This window comes from Streptomyces sp. CB02261 (assembly GCF_001905665.1).
Taxonomy (GTDB): Bacteria; Actinomycetota; Actinomycetes; order Streptomycetales; family Streptomycetaceae; genus Streptomyces.
This window is the reverse complement of sequence record NZ_LIVX01000001.1, coordinates 1-15,587: the sequence shown is the minus strand read 5'-3', so window position 1 is coordinate 15,587 and position 15,587 is coordinate 1. Positions and strand designations below refer to the sequence as shown.

The window sequence follows — 15,587 nt, the reverse complement described above, 5'->3', positions numbered from 1 at the left end:
AGGAGCATGAGCGTCGATACATCCCGCAGGATCGTGCTGCTCCGACACGCGAAGGCGGACTGGAACCAGGAGTCCGACCACGAGCGCCCCCTCGCCGACCGAGGCCGCGCGGACGCCCCGGTGGCGGGCCGAAGGCTCGCCGAGACGGGCATCGGCTTCGATCTGGCCCTCTGCTCGACCGCCGTCAGAACGCGCGAGACCTGGAAGCTGGCCGTACACGAACTGCCGGAGCGCCCCAGGACCGTGTACGAGGAGCGGCTGTACGAGGCCTCGCTCGGCGAGCTCATCGCCCTGCTCAGCGAGACCCCGGACGAGGTCGGCGACCTCCTGGTCATCGGCCACAACCCCGGCATGCACGCGCTCGCCGACGCCCTGGCCGGCGAGTCCGAGGGTGACGTCCTGCCCCGGATGAACCGCAGCGGCTTCCCGACCTCCGCCTTCGCCGTGCTCACCTTCAGCGGCGACTGGAAGTCCCTGGAGCACGGCGCCGCCAAGCTCGTCGACTTCTGGACCCCGCACGCCTGACCCGCGCGCCCGGTGCGTGCGCCGACCCGTACGCCTGCCGCGTGCGCCCGACCCGTACGCCGAAGGGGCCCGGCCGTCATCCGACGACCGGGCCCCTTCGGTGTACGCGCGCCGCCCCCGCTCAGTGCAGCTGGTCCTCGGGGCCGTCCGCCGCCTCCACCTCTTCGCGGGTGATGCCCAGCAGATACAGCACGGTGTCCAGGAACGGCACGTTCACCGCGGTGTCGGCGGCCCGGCGCACCACCGGCTTCGCGTTGAACGCGACGCCGAGCCCGGCCGCGTTCAGCATGTCCAGGTCGTTCGCCCCGTCGCCGATCGCCACGGTCTGCGCCAGCGGCACCCCGGCCTCCGCCGCGAACCGGCGCAGCAGCCGCGCCTTGCCCGCCCGGTCCACGATCTCGCCGGTCACCCGCCCGGTGAGCTTGCCGTCGACGATCTCCAGCGTGTTGGCGGAGGCGAAGTCCAGTCCGAGCCGCTCCTTCAGATCGTCGGTGACCTGCGTGAAGCCGCCGGAGACGACTCCCACCTGGTAGCCGAGCCGCTTGAGCGTACGGATCAGGGTCCGGGCCCCGGGCGTCAACCGCACCTCGGCGCGGACCTTGTCGACCACCGAGGCGTCGAGCCCGGCGAGCAGCTCCACCCGCGCGTGCAGCGACTGCTCGAAGTCCAGCTCTCCGCGCATCGCGGCCGCCGTCACCTCGGCGACCTTGTCCTCGCAGCCCGCGTGCGCCGCGAAGAGCTCGATCACCTCGTCCTGGATCAGCGTCGAGTCGACGTCCATGACGACGAGCCGCTGGGCGCGCCGGTGGAGTCCGGCCGAGACCACGGCCACGTCGACGCCGATGGTGTGCGCCTCGGGGGCCAGCGCGGTCCGCAGCGGCTCGGTCTCGCAGCCGGACACGGCGAACTCGACGGCCGTGACCGGATACTTCGCCAGCCGGAAGATGCGGTCGATGTTGCCGCCGGTCTCCGCGATCCTGGCCGCTATGGCCGCCGTCTGCTCCGCGGTCAGCGGGTGCCCGAGCACGGTCACATGGGAGCGCCCACTGCCGCGCGGCCGGTTGTCACCCGTACCGGAGAGGATCTCGGCCTGGAGCTTCTGGGACTCGGCCCAGCTGTGCACGGTGGCCCGGAGCTCGCCCTGCGACGCGACGGTCGGCTCGGTGACGAGCGCGCACAGGACGAGGCGGCCGCGGGAGACGACCTGCTCGATGTCCACGACGTCGACGGAGTAGGCGGCGAGGGTGTCGAAGAGTCCCGCGGTGATCCCGGGACGGTCCTTCCCGAAGATCTTGACGAGAAGGGTGGGAACGTCTGAGGTCTGCGATGCGCTCATGGTGCTTCCACCGTATCGGGCACCGCGCGCGGCCCGACCCCCCGTCCCGCGTAGCGGACACCCGAGTGGCCGCCGGCCCACCCGCCGGGTCACTCACCGGCCACCCGTCGGCCCACCCGTCGCCCCCCGTCGACCCACCCGTCGGGCCCCTCCCCGGGGTCTTCACCGTGCCCGACTTTCGGAGAGGGGACCGGGCCTGAAATAGTTCCCCCCGATGTTCGCCATCCCTAGACTCCCTGCGACGGGGGTACATCGGGGGACAAGTAGTGGGGCATGGAGTGCCAGAACTCGTACTGGAATTGAACGGAAGGACCTGGACGCTCGACCCGTCCAGGTCGTACACCCTTGGCCGCGATCCGCAGGGTGACCTGGTGATCGACGACGCCAGGGTCTCGTGGCGCCACGCCACCATCAGCTGGAGCGGCCGCAGTTGGGTCATCGAGGACCACGGCTCCACCAACGGCACGTTCCTGCACGGCCAGCGGATCCACCAGGTGGAGATCGGCCCCGGCTCGGCCGTCCACCTCGGCAACGCGACCGACGGCCCCCGGCTGAATCTCGCCGGAACCCAGGGCGCGCAGCAGGCCCGTCAGCCGCAGGCCCAGGCGGCCCAGCCGGTCCCGGCGCACCAGGCCGCGGAGCAGGCCGAATGGCTGACGCACCAGGCTCCGCCGCAGCACCAGGCGCCGCAGCAGCAGGGCTGGCAGCAGTCCCCGCCGCCGCACGTGCCGCAGCAGCAGGTCCCGCACCAGGGACACGGGCAGCAGGGACCCGGCCAGCACGGCGCCGCCGCGGGGGCGTCGTCGGCCTACGCCGACCGCAGCCCCACCACGTTCCACCAGCTGGCCCTCGGCCACGTCATGCGCATCGGCCGTGCCCTCGAGAACGAGCTGGTCGTCTCCGACCTCCAGGTCTCGCGGCACCACGCCGAGTTCCACGCGACGCCCGACGGCCGCTTCGAGATCCGTGACCTCGGCTCCCACAACGGCACGTACGTCAACGGTCAGCCGATCACCAAGGGCGGCACGGCCCTCCTCGGCCCGCAGGACATCGTCGGCGTCGGCCACTCGACCTTCCGGCTGGTCGGCGGCCAGCTCGAGGAGTTCGTCGACACCGGTTCGGTCTCGTTCTCGGCCCGCCACCTCACGGTCACGGTCGACGGCGGCAAGCAGATCCTCAAGGACGTCTCCTTCGGCGTCCCGGAGAAGTCGCTGATCGGTGTCATCGGCCCGTCGGGCTCCGGAAAGTCGACCCTGCTCAAGGCGCTGACCGGTTACCGCCCCGCCAACGAGGGCGATGTCCTCTACGACAACCGGAGCCTCTACAAGCAGTTCGCCGAGCTGCGCCAGCGCATCGGTCTGGTCCCGCAGGACGACATCCTGCACAAGGAGCTGACCGTCCAGAAGGCGCTGCGCTACGCCGCCAAGCTCCGCTTCCCCGGCGACACCGCCGCCGCCGAGCGCGAGGCCCGGATCGACGAGGTGCTGCGCGAGCTCAAGCTCGACATCCACAAGGAGAAGAAGGTCACCTCCCTCTCGGGTGGTCAGCGCAAGCGCGTCTCGGTCGCCCTGGAGCTCCTCACCAAGCCCTCGCTGATCTTCCTGGACGAGCCGACCTCCGGCCTCGACCCGGGCATGGACCGCGACGTCATGCAGCTGCTCCGGGGCCTCGCGGACGACGGCCGCACGGTCCTCGTCGTCACCCACTCGGTGGCCGAGCTGGGCCTGTGCGACAAGCTCTTGGTCATGGCGCCCGGCGGCTCCGTGGCGTACTTCGGCCCGCCGGACGAGGCGCTGAACTTCTTCGGCTACTCCACCTGGGCCGACGTCTTCTCCGCCTTCGAGAACTACCGCGACTACGACTGGGCGGGCCGCTGGAAGGGCTCGCAGCACTACCAGCTCTACGCCGCGGACATCGACGCCGTCGCCGCCCAGCCCGTCCAGATGCCGCAGCAGTCCGCCGCCAGGCCGCCCAAGCCTCAGGGCTGGGGCTCCCAGCTGTGGACCCTGATGCGCCGCTACGTCTCGGTGATCGCCTCCGACAAGGGCTTCCTCGGCCTGATGGTGATCCTGCCGGCCGTCCTCGGCGCGGTCTCCGTCGTCATCCCCGCCGACTTCGGCCTGGGATCGCCCACGCCGCCGTCCCGTTTCAACGGCGACGCCGGCACGATCATGCTGATCCTCGCGGTCGGCATGTGCTTCAGCGGCGCGGCGAACTCCGTCCGAGAGCTGATCAAGGAACGGGTCATCTACGAGCGGGAGCGCGCCACCGGCCTGTCCCGCTCCGCGTACCTGATGTCCAAGGTCATCGTCCTCGGCCTGATCACGGCCTTCCAGGGCGTGATCATCTGCGGGATCGGCTTCTCCACCCGGGCGCTCCCCGCGGAGGGCCTCTTCATGCCGCCGGCCGTCGAGCTCTGCATCCAGGTCATCGCCCTCGGCCTCACCTCGATGATGTTCGGCCTGGTCATCTCCGCGCTGGTGAAGACCGCCGAGAAGACCATGCCGCTGCTGGTCATGTTCGCGATCATCCAGGTCGTGTTCACCGGCATCCTCTTCCAGGTGTACGGTTCGCCCGGCCTGGAGCAGTTCGCCTGGCTGATGCCCTCCCGCTGGGGCATCGCGGGCGCCGGCACCACCCTCGACCTGGCCCGCCTCATGCCGCCGTGGGACCCGAAGAACCCCACGAACACCGACCCGCTGTGGGAGCACTCGGTCGGCCAGTGGAGCCTGGACCTCGGGGTCCAGCTGGTCATGGCCGTCGTCTGCTGCGTGGTCGTGGCGCGGCTGCTGCGCCGGCACGAGCCCGAGGTCATGCGCAAGTAGGCACGGCACGGCAGGACGCCGAAGGGCGGCACCCCGCACGGGGGTGCCGCCCTTCGGCGTACGACGGCGTCCTGACCGGGATCAGTAGGCGCTGTTGACGTTGTCGATCGAGCCGTAGCGGTCGGCCGCGTAGTTGGCGGCGGCGACGAGGTTGGCGACCGGGTCGTACTGGTCGAACTTGGTGCCCGGAATGTGGTAGGCCTTGAAGGTCGGGTAGATCACCTGGAGCAGGCCCTTGGACGGGACGCCGTTGATGGCGTTGATGTCCCAGTTGTTGATGGCCCGCGGGTTGCCGCTGGACTCACGCATGATGTTCTTGTGCAGGCCGTTGTAGGTGCCCGGGATGTTGTGCTTGTCCATGATGAACAGCGCCTCGCGGATCCAGCCGTCGAGGTTGTTCGCGAAGACCGGGGTACGGGCCACGGAACGGCTCGCGGCCGCCTTCTCCGCGGCGCGCTTCTTCGCCGCGGCCTTCGCGGCGGCAGCGGCCTTCGCCTTGGCGTCGGCCTTGGCCTTCGCCGCGGCCTTGGCCTTGGCGTCCGCCTTCGCCTTCGCGGCGGCGGCGGCCTTCGCCTTGGCCAGCGCGTCGGCCTTGGCCTTCGCCTCGGCCTCCTGCTTGGCCTTGAGACCGATCGTGGTCTGCTGCTCGGTGACGCTGGCGGCCAGGGCCTTCGCCTGCGGGCTGCTCGCGTTGTACGACCAGGCCACCTGCTGCGTACCGGAAAGAGCCACCGGCTCCGTTTCGGTGGAGCCGTTGCCGGGCACGAGGGACAGGGTGAGCGCCGCGGCGCCCAGGGCGGCGACGCCGGCGATCGTGGCCTTGTGGGTCTTCTTGAGGCCACGAGTGTTAGGGGTGTTCGCAGACATTCCGGACTACCTCTTCGAATCGCTGGGAGTCGCTCCGCCAGGAGTGGCGCTACGCCTGCTCGGCGGCGACGTCGGCAATTCTTAGCGGCAGCAAAATGCCCTGGCAAAGGTGTGACGTACGATCCCGGGTAGTGGATCAGGGGCCCGTGCACGAGCCACCTAGGGGCCCTTATGTCTGACTCACCCCACCCTGACCCCCACTCGGAGCCTCCACTAGGTGCCTTCGTAAGTGACCTGGGTCCTATGCCCGGCCTCACATCGGGCTCGTAGCAACCTCACCAGGCGTTGCGTGAGCAATGCGCACAGTGAGCCGCCTCATCCCTGCGGACGAGAGCGGGTACCGAGCCCTACGACCTAGGTCCCGGGGCCCCTCCACGGCCGTCTCCGGGCGGATACGCACGGTCACGGCCCGCCGGTACGGTGAAGCCATGAGCCATCGACCGAGCTCCGGCCTGGCCGCCGTGAGCACCGCCCTGCTGGCGATGAGCCGCCATCTGGAGGTCCGCGACGTCCTCAAGACGATCGTCGCCTCCGCCCGTGAGCTGCTCGACGCCGAGTACGCGGCCCTGGGCGTCCCCGACGATCACGGCGGCTTCGCCCAGTTCGTCGTCGACGGCGTCAGCGACGAACAGTGGAAGGCGATCGGCCCGCTGCCCCGGCAGCACGGCATCCTCGCGTCGATGCTCCACAAGGCCGAGCCCGAGCGGCTCGCCGACGTCCGCGAGGACCCCCGCTTCGAGGGCTGGCCCGACGCCCACCCCGAGCTGTCCGACTTCCTCGGCCTCCCCGTCAGGGACGGCGACGAGATCCTCGCCGCCCTCTTCCTCGCCAACAAGCGGTGCCCGAGCGAGACCGGCGGCTGCGGCTTCACCGCCGAGGACGAGGAACTGCTCGCGATCCTCGCCCAGCACGCGGCCATCGCCCTCACCAACGCCCGCCTCTACGAGCGCAGCCGCGAGCTCACCATCGCCGAGGAGCGCTCCCGCCTCGCCCATGAGCTGCACGACGCCGTCAGCCAGAAGCTCTTCTCCCTCCGACTGACCGCCCAGGCCGCCGCCGCCCTCGTCGACCGCGACCCCGGCCGCGCCAAGGACGAGCTCCAGCAGGTCGCCGCGCTCGCCGCCGAGGCCGCCGACGAGCTCCGCGCCGCCGTCGTCGAGCTCCGCCCCGCGGCCCTCGACGAGGACGGTCTCGTCCACACCCTCCGTACCCACGTCCAGGTCCTGGACCGCGCCCACTCCGCCCGCGTCACCTTCGAGAGCCCCGGCACCCGCGCGCTGCCCGCCGCGCAGGAGGAGGCCGTGCTCCGCGTCGCCCAGGAGGCCCTGCACAACGCGCTGCGGCACGCGGACGCCGAACGGGTCGCCGTCGCTCTCACCCGCAGCGGCCAGGGCGCCCGGCTGACGGTCACCGACGACGGCAAGGGCTTCGACCCGCGGACGGTCCGCAGCGCCGGGCGCCACCTGGGCCTGGTCTCCATGCGGGACCGGGCGAGCGGCGTCGGCGGGTCCCTCACCGTGACCTCGGCCCGGGGCGAGGGCACCACGATTGAGATGGAGGTTCCCGGTGGCTGACAAGCGCATCCGCGTCCTGCTGGTCGACGACCACCAGGTCGTCCGGCGAGGACTGCGCACCTTCCTGGAGGTGCAGGACGACATAGAGGTCGTGGGGGAGGCCTCCGACGGGGCCGAGGGCGTCGCCAGGGCCGAGGAGCTCCGCCCCGACGTCGTCCTCATGGACGTGAAGATGCCCGGTACGGACGGCATCGAGGCACTGAAGCGGCTTCGCGAGCTCGCCAACCCGGCCAGGGTCCTGATCGTCACCAGCTTCACCGAGCAGCGCACGGTGGTCCCCGCCCTCCGCGCCGGCGCCTCCGGGTACGTCTACAAGGACATCGACCCCGACGCGCTGGCCGGCGCGATCCGCTCCGTCCACGCGGGGCACATCCTGCTCCAGCCCGAGGTCGCGGGCGCGCTCCTGACCCAGGACGACTCCCCGGGAGGCACGGGGCGCGGCACGACGCTCACGGAACGGGAGCGCGAGGTCCTCGGCCTGATCGCGGACGGCCGGTCCAACCGTGAGATCGCCCGCGCGCTCGTCCTCTCCGAGAAGACGGTCAAGACCCATGTCTCGAACATCCTCATGAAGCTCGACCTCGCGGACCGCACCCAGGCGGCCCTCTGGGCGGTCCGGCACGGCCTCACCGACTGACGCGCCCCCTGCGCGCGCCGGGCGCACGACCGTTCAATCCTTCATACCGTCGTGTGTATGTCCCCCGTTCGGCGCAACCTGCCGGGGCGCACGCCGTTCTCCATGGCGTGCTGCGGCTGACCGGCCGCAGCGATGACCAGGAGGATGTACCAAGTGAAGAACCTCAAGAAGGCCGCCGCCCTCACCATGGTCGCCGGGGGCATCGTCGCCGCCGGCGCGGGTGTCGCCTCCGCCCACGGCGCCGAGGCCACGGGCCAGGCCCTCCACTCGCCGGGCGTCGCCTCCGGCAACCTGGTGCAGGTCCCGGTCCACGTCCCCGTGAACGTCTCCGGTAACACGGTCAACGTGATCGGCCTGCTCAACCCGGCCTTCGGCAACCACGCCGCCAACCTCTGAGCAGCCCCCGCACCACCGGCCCCCGGACGATCCCCCCGGGGGCCGGCCCCTTTCCTCCCCGCACGTCCGCCCCGGAAACCGACCCCGGAGCCCCGCGGCAGCGGCTCAGAACCCCCGCTCGCGCTCCCTCTCCTCCACATACGCGTTGTACGCCGCCACCTGCGCCCGCCGCGCCACCCGCTCCACCGGCCGCAGCGCCTCCCCCCGCGCCGCCATCTCCGAGGCGCTCACCGCGCCCCCGTGACCGTGGTCGTACGCCAGGTCCACGAGCAGCCCCACCCGCTGCGCCAGCTCCAGGACCCGGACCGCCCGCGGCGGATACCCGGGGGCCAGGACCTCCCGGCCCACCTCCGCCCGCGCCCGGTACGCCTCACGCACCGCGTCCGCCACCGGACCCGAGGCCGCGACGTCGAGCCGGGTCAGCACCGCCGTGGCGTCCCGCAGGGCCTCCGCCAGCTCCCGCTCGGCCTCGCCCAGCGACGGCACGTCCGCCGGCGGAGCCTCCCGTACCGCGAGACAGCGCCAGACCACCTCCACGTGCACGTCACCCACCGGGCCCGCCTCGGAGACCTCCGGTACGAGACCGTACGGAGCGCCGAAGCCCACCACCGCCTCCTCCGCCTCCAACGCGCGTGCGTTGAAGTCCGGCGGCCCGCTCAGCCCCAGCGGATGCCCCGGCGCGGGCAGCGCCACCCGCCACCCGGTCACCCCGAGCCGCCGCAGCCGGCCGAGCGCCAGTGTCAGCCCCACCGGCATCGCCTCACCCGGCAGCCCCTCCACGCGGTGCACCGCGTCCTCCCCGACAATGGCCAGCGCCGCCTCGTCCGGCGACACCGCCCCGGCCAGCAGGGCGTTGCCCCATGCCGCCAGGCGTCCTGAGCGTGGTTCCGAAAGCATCCCCCCAGACTAGGGACTCAAAGGAAGCCCTAGGGACGGCCCCGCTCCGTCGATAACGTAGGTTTTCCCCTGGACGCCGCGCCCATCGGCGCTAGGCGACGACACGACTCGACCGCAAGGGGAGACAACGCGCTCATGAGCGATGTACTGGAGCTGGTGGACGTATCCGTGGTCCGCGACGGACGGGCTCTGGTGGACGAGGTCTCCTGGTCGGTCAAGGAGGGCGAGCGCTGGGTGATCCTCGGACCCAACGGCGCCGGCAAGACCACCCTTCTGAACATCGCCTCCAGCTACCTCTTCCCCACCAAGGGCACCACCCACATCCTGGGTGAGCAGCTCGGCGGCGTCGGCACCGACGTGTTCGAGCTCCGGCCCCGCATCGGCATGGCCGGCATCGCGATGGCGGAGAAGCTCCCCAAGAGCCAGACGGTTCTGCAGACCGTGCTCACCGCCGCGTACGGCATGACCGCCACCTGGCACGAGGACTACGACCCGGTCGACGAGCAGCGTGCCAAGGCCTTCCTCGACCGGCTCGGGATGAACGACTACCTGGACCGGAAGTTCGGCACCCTCTCCGAGGGCGAGCGCAAGCGCACCCTGATCGCCCGCGCCATGATGACCGACCCCGAGCTCCTCCTCCTCGACGAGCCCGCCGCAGGCCTCGACCTCGGCGGCCGCGAGGACCTGGTCCGCCGCCTCGGCCGGCTCGCCCGCGACCCGTACGCCCCCTCCATGATCATGGTCACCCACCACGTCGAGGAGATCGCGCCCGGCTTCACCCACGTCCTGATGATCCGTCAGGGCAAGGTCCTCGCCGCGGGTCCCATCGAGATGGAGCTCACCTCCCGCAACCTCTCGCTCTGCTTCGGCCTGCCGCTCGTCGTCGAGCGCGTCGCCGACCGCTGGACCGCCCACGGCCTGCCCCTGAAGTGACCGGCCGGAGCGCCGGCGTCCCGCACAGCCGCCCGCGCCCTGTCCCCGAGGACCCCACCCGCCCTACCATGACCCCGTGGACATCGACGCGTGGGTCTGGTGGTTGATCGGCGCGGTGGGGCTCGGCATTCCGCTGGTCCTGACCGCGATGCCGGAGTTCGGCATGTTCTCCGTCGGAGCGGTCGCCGGGGCGGTGACCGCCGCCCTCGGCTTCACCGTCGTCCCCCAGGTGCTCGTCTTCGTCGTCGTCTCCGTGGCGCTCGTCGCGGTGGTACGCCCGATCGCGGCCCGCCACCGACACGGCGGACCCGGACTGGCCAGCGGCGTCGACGCCCTGAGGGGTCGTCAGGCCGTCGTGCTGGAACGGGTCGACGCCTCCGGCGGAGGCAGGATCAAGCTCGCGGGCGAGATCTGGTCGGCCCGCGCGCTCGACACCGGACAGACCTTCGAACCGGGCGACCAGGTCGACGTCGTCGAGATCGAGGGAGCGACCGCCGTCGTCATGTGACCGAACCTCGCCCATGACGTTCCGTCATCTGCGAAACTCGATCATGCAAGGCCAACCGGCCGTCAACCGGCAGCGAAGGGCTCGGGGGAACACGATGTCAGCAGTCATCATCGTCCTGATCATTCTGGTGGTGCTCGTCTTCATCGCCCTGATCAAGACGATCCAGGTCATCCCGCAGGCGAGCGCGGCGATCGTGGAGCGCTTCGGCCGCTACACCCGCACGCTCAACGCGGGACTGAACATCGTCGTCCCGTTCATCGACTCGATCCGCAACCGGATCGACCTCCGTGAGCAGGTCGTCCCGTTCCCGCCGCAGCCGGTGATCACCCAGGACAACCTCGTCGTCAACATCGACACCGTCATCTACTACCAGGTGACCGACGCCCGCGCCGCGACCTACGAGGTCGCCAGCTACATCCAGGCGATCGAGCAGCTCACCGTCACCACCCTGCGCAACATCATCGGCGGCATGGACCTGGAGCGGACCCTGACCTCCCGGGAGGAGATCAACGCGGCCCTGCGCGGCGTCCTCGACGAGGCCACCGGCAAGTGGGGCATCCGCGTCAACCGCGTCGAGCTCAAGGCGATCGAGCCGCCGACCTCCATCCAGGACTCGATGGAGAAGCAGATGCGCGCCGAGCGCGACAAGCGCGCCGCGATCCTCACCGCCGAGGGCACCCGCCAGTCCGCGATCCTCACCGCCGAGGGCGAGAAGCAGTCGGCGATCCTCCGCGCCGAGGGCGAGGCCAAGGCCGCGGCCCTCAAGGCCGAGGGCGAGGCCCAGGCCGTCCGCACGGTCTTCGAGGCCATCCACGCCGGCGACCCCGACCAGAAGCTCCTCTCGTACCAGTACCTCCAGATGCTCCCGAAGATCGCCGAGGGCGACGCCAACAAGCTCTGGATCGTGCCGAGCGAGATCGGCGACGCCCTCAAGGGCCTCTCCGGCGCCTTCGGCAACATCGGCGGCGGCACCCCCGGCTTCAACACCAAGGACGGCGGCGGCGTGCCCCACCGGCGAGAAGAACCCACGGTTGACTGACACGTACACGTAGTCCTCGTGCATGATCGGTGCGAGCCCCTCGACCCTGGCGACCCCAGGGCGGGGAGGCGACTCACTGACCATGTAAGGAGATGGCGTTGTCCATCTGGGAAGCACTGGCAGTCTTCGCCGCCGGCATCGGCGCCGGCACCATCAACACCATCGTCGGATCGGGAACGCTGATCACGTTCCCGGTCCTGCTCGCGACCGGACTCCCCCCGATCACCGCGAACGTCTCCAACGCCCTCGGGCTCGTCCCCGGTTCCATCAGCGGAGCCATCGGATACCGGCGCGAACTCAAGGGTCAGAAAGCCCGCGTCCTCCGCCTCGGCGGCGCCGCCCTCGTCGGCGGCCTCATCGGCGCGATCCTGCTCCTGGCCCTGCCGTCCGAGGCCTTCGACGCGATCGTCCCCGTCCTCATCGGCCTCGCGCTGATCCTGGTCATCCTCCAGCCCCGCATCGCCGCCGCCGTCCAGCGCCGCCGCGAACAGACCGGCACCGAGGCCCACCCCGACGGCGGCCCCGCCCTCCTCGTCGGCCTCTGCCTGGCCAGCATGTACGGCGGCTACTTCGGCGCCGCCCAGGGAGTGCTCTACCTCTCCCTCATGGGCCTGCTGCTCCATGACACCCTGCAGCGGATCAACGCCGTCAAGAACATCCTCGGCGCCCTCGTCAACGGCGTCGCCGCGGTCTTCTTCCTCTTCGTCGCCGAGTTCGACTGGACGGCCGTCCTGCTCATCGCCGTCGGCTCCACCATCGGCGGCCAGATCGGCGCCAAGGTCGGCCGCAGGCTGTCGCCCACGGTCCTGCGTGGAGTGATCATCGCGGTCGGCGTCGTCGCGATCCTTCAGCTGACGCTCAAGTAGCCGGTACGCGGCCGCCGGCACGACCGCGAGGGCCCGCCCCTCCCCATGGGGAGAGACGGGCCCACCGTGTACGGAACGGGGTTACGCGGCCGCCTTGGCCAGCCACTCCGGCAGCTCCGACCGCTCGCTCGCCCGCATCGCGAGCAGCATCGCGTCCGCCGGCGTCGGCTCGAACGGCTGGTGCAGGAGCGGCATCCCCGCCTGCTCCGGAGTCCGGTCGGCCTTGCGGTGGTTGTCCTCGGCGCAGGAGGCGACCGTGTTCAGCCAGCTGTCCCCACCACCCTGCGCACGCGGCACCACGTGATCGACGGTCGTGGCCCGCCGCCCGCAGTACGCGCACCGGTGCTGGTCCCGGACCAGCACCCCCCGTCTCGACCACGGCGCCTGTCTTCGGAAGGGCACCCGTACGTAACGGCAGAGCCTGATCACCCGCGGCACGGGAAGGTCCACCTCGGCACCGCGCACCCGCAGATCGGGATGGGCGTGCTCGACGACGGCCTTCGCCTGCAGGACAAGAACCACCGCACGGTTCAGAGTGACCGTCGACAGCGGCTCGAAGCTCGCGTTGAGTACCAGTGTGTCCCGCATTGTGCCCACCTCCCGTGTGCAGGCCCAACCCCGGACGGGGCTGTGGGGCCTGGATCAACGATGGCCGGGCCGGCCGGGGTCGGACAACGCAATTTCCCGCGCAACAAAAGATGCCCGCTTCTGATCTCTCCAAGACCAGAAGCGGGCAAACAACAAACGAACGATCAGACCGCCGCCGGAGCCGCGTACTCGGCGACCAGCTGGGCACGCCCCAGCGTGTGGAACCGCAGGTTGAACCCGACGGCCGCCGGTGAGGCGTCCGCGTCCGGACCGAGCTTCTCGCTGTCGACCGCGTACACCGTGAAGACGTACCGATGCGCCGGATCCCCCTCCGGGGGAGCCGCACCACCGAACTCCTTGGCGCCGTAGTCGTTCCGCGCGTGCACGGCCCCGGCCGGAAGACCCTCGAAGGCCCCCGACCCGGCACCCACGGGCAGCTCCGTCACCGACACCGGGATGTCGAACAGCACCCAGTGCCAGAACCCGCTGCCCGTCGGGGCGTCAGGGTCGAAGCAGGTGACGGCGAAGCTCTTCGTCTCCGCCGGGAACCCCTCCCAGCGCAGCTGCGGCGAGGTGTTCCCCTCCGCGTACACCTGAGCGTCCTTCAGGACCCCACCCGGCACGATGTCGTCGCTCACCACCGTGAACGCCGCCACCGGCGGATGGAAGTCGTGGGGGAGCGGCGCCCTCTTGCCTTCGGACACGTCGAAAACCTCCGTATCGCCCGTACTGCCTCAGCAGCCTTACGGGGCCGAGCCTAGAGCCAGTTGCGGCGGCCGCCGACCTCGGCGAGCCACTGGTTCAGGTAAGCCGCCCAGTCGGTCGTGTGGAAGTCGTGCAGACCCACCTTGAACGCGCGGAAGGAGTCGCTGCCCTCACCGAACAGACCCGGCTTCTTGTCCATCTCCAGGACGACGTCCATCTCGGCCTCGTCCGCGACGAAGCTGACCTCGACCTGGTTCAGCCCCCGGTACTGCTGCGGCGCGAAGAACTCGATCTCCTGGTAGAACGGCAGCTTCTGCCGCGTCCCCCGGATGTGCCCGCGCTCCATGTCCGCGCTCTTGAAACGGAAGCCCAGCTGGAGGAAGGCGTCCAGGATCGCCTGCTGCGCCGGCAGCGGGTGCACGTTGATCGGGTCCAGGTCACCGGAGTCCACCGCGCGGGCGATCTCCAGTTCGGTCGTCACACCGATGTTCATACCGCGCAGCTGCTGCCCGGCGACGGAGGTCACCGGCGTCTCCCACGGGATCTCCAGACCGAACGGCACCACGTGCACCGCGCCGGCCTTCACCTCGAAGGCACCGCCCAGACGGACCTTGGCGAACTCGACGTCCTGCTTGTGCTCCTGGTCGCCGCCCTCCACCTCGACCCGCGCCTGCAGCCCGACGGAGAGCCCTTCGATCTGCTGGTCGACACTGCCGCCCTGGATCCGCACCTCGCCCTGGACGACGCCGCCCGGAACCACGTTCGCCTCGACGAGCACCGTCTCCACGCTGGCCCCACCGGCACCCAGGCTCGCGAGCAGCTTCTTGAATCCCATGAATGTCTCTCCTTCTCGGTACTGACCCCTACATACGCGCGACGACCGTAGCCGGTTCCCCGGCGGACCCCATTACGCTCGGACGCCATGAGCGAGAGTCCCGACCGTACGCCGCTCCCGCGGACGTTCTTCGACCGCCCGGTCCTGGAGGTGGCCCCCGATCTCCTCGGCCGCACCCTCGTCCGCAACTCCGACGAGGGCCGGATGGAAGTGCGCCTCACGGAGGTGGAGGCGTACGCCGGCGCCATCGACCCCGGCTCGCACGCCTTCCGGGGCCGCACGGCACGCAACGCCGTCATGTTCGGCCCACCCGGACACGCGTACGTCTACTTCACGTACGGCATGTGGCACTGCCTGAACCTGGTGTGCGGCCCGGAGGGCGAGGCGAGCGGGGTCCTCCTGCGCGCGGGCGAGTTCCTCCACGGCGCGGACCACGCCCGCGCCCGCCGGCGCTCGGCCCGCTACGACCGCGAGCTGGCCAAGGGCCCGGCGCGCCTGGCCACGGCCCTCGACGTCGCCCTCTCCCTGAACGGCACGGACACGTGCGACGGCCCGGACGCCCCGCTGACCCTGCTCACCGGCACCCCACCCGACCCGGACCGTATCCGCACCGGCCCCCGCACCGGCGTCGGCGGCGACGGCGCCCCGCACCCCTGGCGCTTCTGGATCGACGAGGACCCGACGGTCAGCCCGTACCGGGCCCACACCCCCCGGAGGCGGAGACTTGACTCCGGCACACCGAGCGCCTAACGTAGCCCGAGCAGCTGGTTACGGGCCTGCTTGTTCAAGCACCCCGCAGCGGCCATCCACTACTGAACATGATGACCCCAACTGGGGTCTGTTCCGGCATGCCGGAATTCGAATTCGATTGACTCAATTATGAGTCGCCGAATGAATCAGCTAAAGTAGTGAACGCGCCGAGAGGCGAAAGGCAGCCAACAGGCCACCGGATGCGAACTCCGAACCGGAAACGGAACGGAAAACGATCTGGTAAGGTTGGAAACACGAAATACCGAAGGGAAGCCCGGAGGAAAACCCGAGAGGGTGAGTACAAAG

16 protein-coding genes are annotated in these 15,587 nt (G+C 70.6%); 10 read left to right on the top strand and 6 right to left on the bottom strand.

The genetic code is table 11. The features are described 5' to 3' along the window. Positions 1–6 precede the first annotated feature (6 nt). A complete protein-coding gene (locus AMK29_RS00080) occupies positions 7–525 on the top strand; it encodes a SixA phosphatase family protein (RefSeq protein WP_073806522.1) in 519 nt (172 codons plus the stop codon). 121 nt (positions 526–646) lie between these two features. On the opposite strand, the gene serB is transcribed toward AMK29_RS00080, so the two are convergent. After that, positions 647–1,861 carry a phosphoserine phosphatase SerB gene (serB, locus tag AMK29_RS00075; protein ID WP_073806521.1) on the bottom strand — a complete coding sequence of 405 codons (1,215 nt, stop codon included), beginning with the start codon at positions 1,859–1,861 and terminating at the stop codon, positions 647–649. Positions 1,862–2,127: 266 nt separating this feature from the next. Between serB and AMK29_RS00070 the strand changes: the two genes are divergently transcribed. Then, a complete protein-coding gene (locus AMK29_RS00070; RefSeq protein ID WP_073806520.1) occupies positions 2,128–4,686 on the top strand; it encodes an ABC transporter ATP-binding protein/permease in 2,559 nt (852 codons plus the stop codon). An 81-nt stretch (positions 4,687–4,767) separates the two neighbouring features. Here AMK29_RS00070 and AMK29_RS00065 read toward each other — a convergent pair whose 3' ends face one another. Continuing rightward, complete coding sequence (locus AMK29_RS00065; protein WP_073806519.1) at positions 4,768–5,553, bottom strand: transglycosylase SLT domain-containing protein; 786 nt, start codon at positions 5,551–5,553, stop codon at positions 4,768–4,770. A 428-nt stretch (positions 5,554–5,981) separates the two neighbouring features. On the opposite strand from AMK29_RS00065, the gene AMK29_RS00060 reads away from it, so the two are divergent. The 3 genes from AMK29_RS00060 (at position 5,982) to AMK29_RS00050 (ending at position 8,160) form a co-directional block, all read left to right on the top strand. Next, positions 5,982–7,127 (top strand): GAF domain-containing sensor histidine kinase, encoded by a 1,146-nt coding sequence (locus tag AMK29_RS00060; protein ID WP_073806518.1) that lies wholly within the window; start codon positions 5,982–5,984, stop codon positions 7,125–7,127. Next, positions 7,120–7,764, top strand: a complete 645-nt coding sequence (locus AMK29_RS00055) for a response regulator (RefSeq protein WP_073806517.1) — start codon at positions 7,120–7,122, stop codon at positions 7,762–7,764. Before AMK29_RS00060 ends, AMK29_RS00055 begins: the two co-directional genes overlap by 8 nt. Positions 7,765–7,917: 153 nt before the next feature. Beyond that, a complete protein-coding gene (locus AMK29_RS00050) occupies positions 7,918–8,160 on the top strand; it encodes a chaplin (protein WP_073806516.1) in 243 nt (80 codons plus the stop codon). A 105-nt stretch (positions 8,161–8,265) separates the two neighbouring features. On the opposite strand, the gene AMK29_RS00045 is transcribed toward AMK29_RS00050, so the two are convergent. Further along, positions 8,266–9,057, bottom strand: a complete 792-nt coding sequence (locus AMK29_RS00045) for a hypothetical protein (RefSeq protein ID WP_073806515.1) — start codon at positions 9,055–9,057, stop codon at positions 8,266–8,268. 135 nt (positions 9,058–9,192) lie between these two features. Between AMK29_RS00045 and AMK29_RS00040 the strand changes: the two genes are divergently transcribed. The 4 genes from AMK29_RS00040 to AMK29_RS00025 all read left to right on the top strand — a co-directional run bounded on the left by AMK29_RS00040 (position 9,193) and on the right by AMK29_RS00025 (position 12,403). After that, a complete protein-coding gene (locus AMK29_RS00040; RefSeq protein WP_073806514.1) occupies positions 9,193–9,990 on the top strand; it encodes an ABC transporter ATP-binding protein in 798 nt (265 codons plus the stop codon). A gap of 76 nt (positions 9,991–10,066) precedes the next feature. Then, positions 10,067–10,498, top strand: coding sequence for an NfeD family protein (locus tag AMK29_RS00035; RefSeq protein WP_073806513.1), 432 nt, complete (start codon positions 10,067–10,069; stop codon positions 10,496–10,498). 94 nt (positions 10,499–10,592) lie between these two features. Further along, positions 10,593–11,537 carry an SPFH domain-containing protein gene (locus AMK29_RS00030; RefSeq protein ID WP_073806512.1) on the top strand — a complete coding sequence of 315 codons (945 nt, stop codon included), beginning with the start codon at positions 10,593–10,595 and terminating at the stop codon, positions 11,535–11,537. Between the two features lie 92 nt (positions 11,538–11,629). Beyond that, the gene (locus AMK29_RS00025) at positions 11,630–12,403 is read left to right on the top strand and encodes a sulfite exporter TauE/SafE family protein (protein WP_198942158.1); all 774 of its coding nucleotides are present in this window, start codon (positions 11,630–11,632) and stop codon (positions 12,401–12,403) included. Positions 12,404–12,484: 81 nt separating this feature from the next. Here AMK29_RS00025 and AMK29_RS00020 read toward each other — a convergent pair whose 3' ends face one another. The 3 genes from AMK29_RS00020 to AMK29_RS00010 all read right to left on the bottom strand — a co-directional run bounded on the left by AMK29_RS00020 (position 12,485) and on the right by AMK29_RS00010 (position 14,531). Next, positions 12,485–12,991, bottom strand: a complete 507-nt coding sequence (locus AMK29_RS00020; RefSeq protein ID WP_073806510.1) for an HNH endonuclease — start codon at positions 12,989–12,991, stop codon at positions 12,485–12,487. Between the two features lie 164 nt (positions 12,992–13,155). After that, the gene (locus tag AMK29_RS00015) at positions 13,156–13,695 is read right to left on the bottom strand and encodes a YbhB/YbcL family Raf kinase inhibitor-like protein (protein ID WP_073806509.1); all 540 of its coding nucleotides are present in this window, start codon (positions 13,693–13,695) and stop codon (positions 13,156–13,158) included. Between the two features lie 53 nt (positions 13,696–13,748). Next, positions 13,749–14,531, bottom strand: a complete 783-nt coding sequence (locus AMK29_RS00010; RefSeq protein ID WP_073806508.1) for a sporulation protein — start codon at positions 14,529–14,531, stop codon at positions 13,749–13,751. Positions 14,532–14,618: 87 nt separating this feature from the next. Here AMK29_RS00010 and AMK29_RS00005 point away from each other — a divergent pair, with 87 nt between their 5' ends. Then, positions 14,619–15,281, top strand: a complete 663-nt coding sequence (locus AMK29_RS00005; protein WP_073806507.1) for a DNA-3-methyladenine glycosylase — start codon at positions 14,619–14,621, stop codon at positions 15,279–15,281. Positions 15,282–15,587 lie beyond the last annotated feature (306 nt).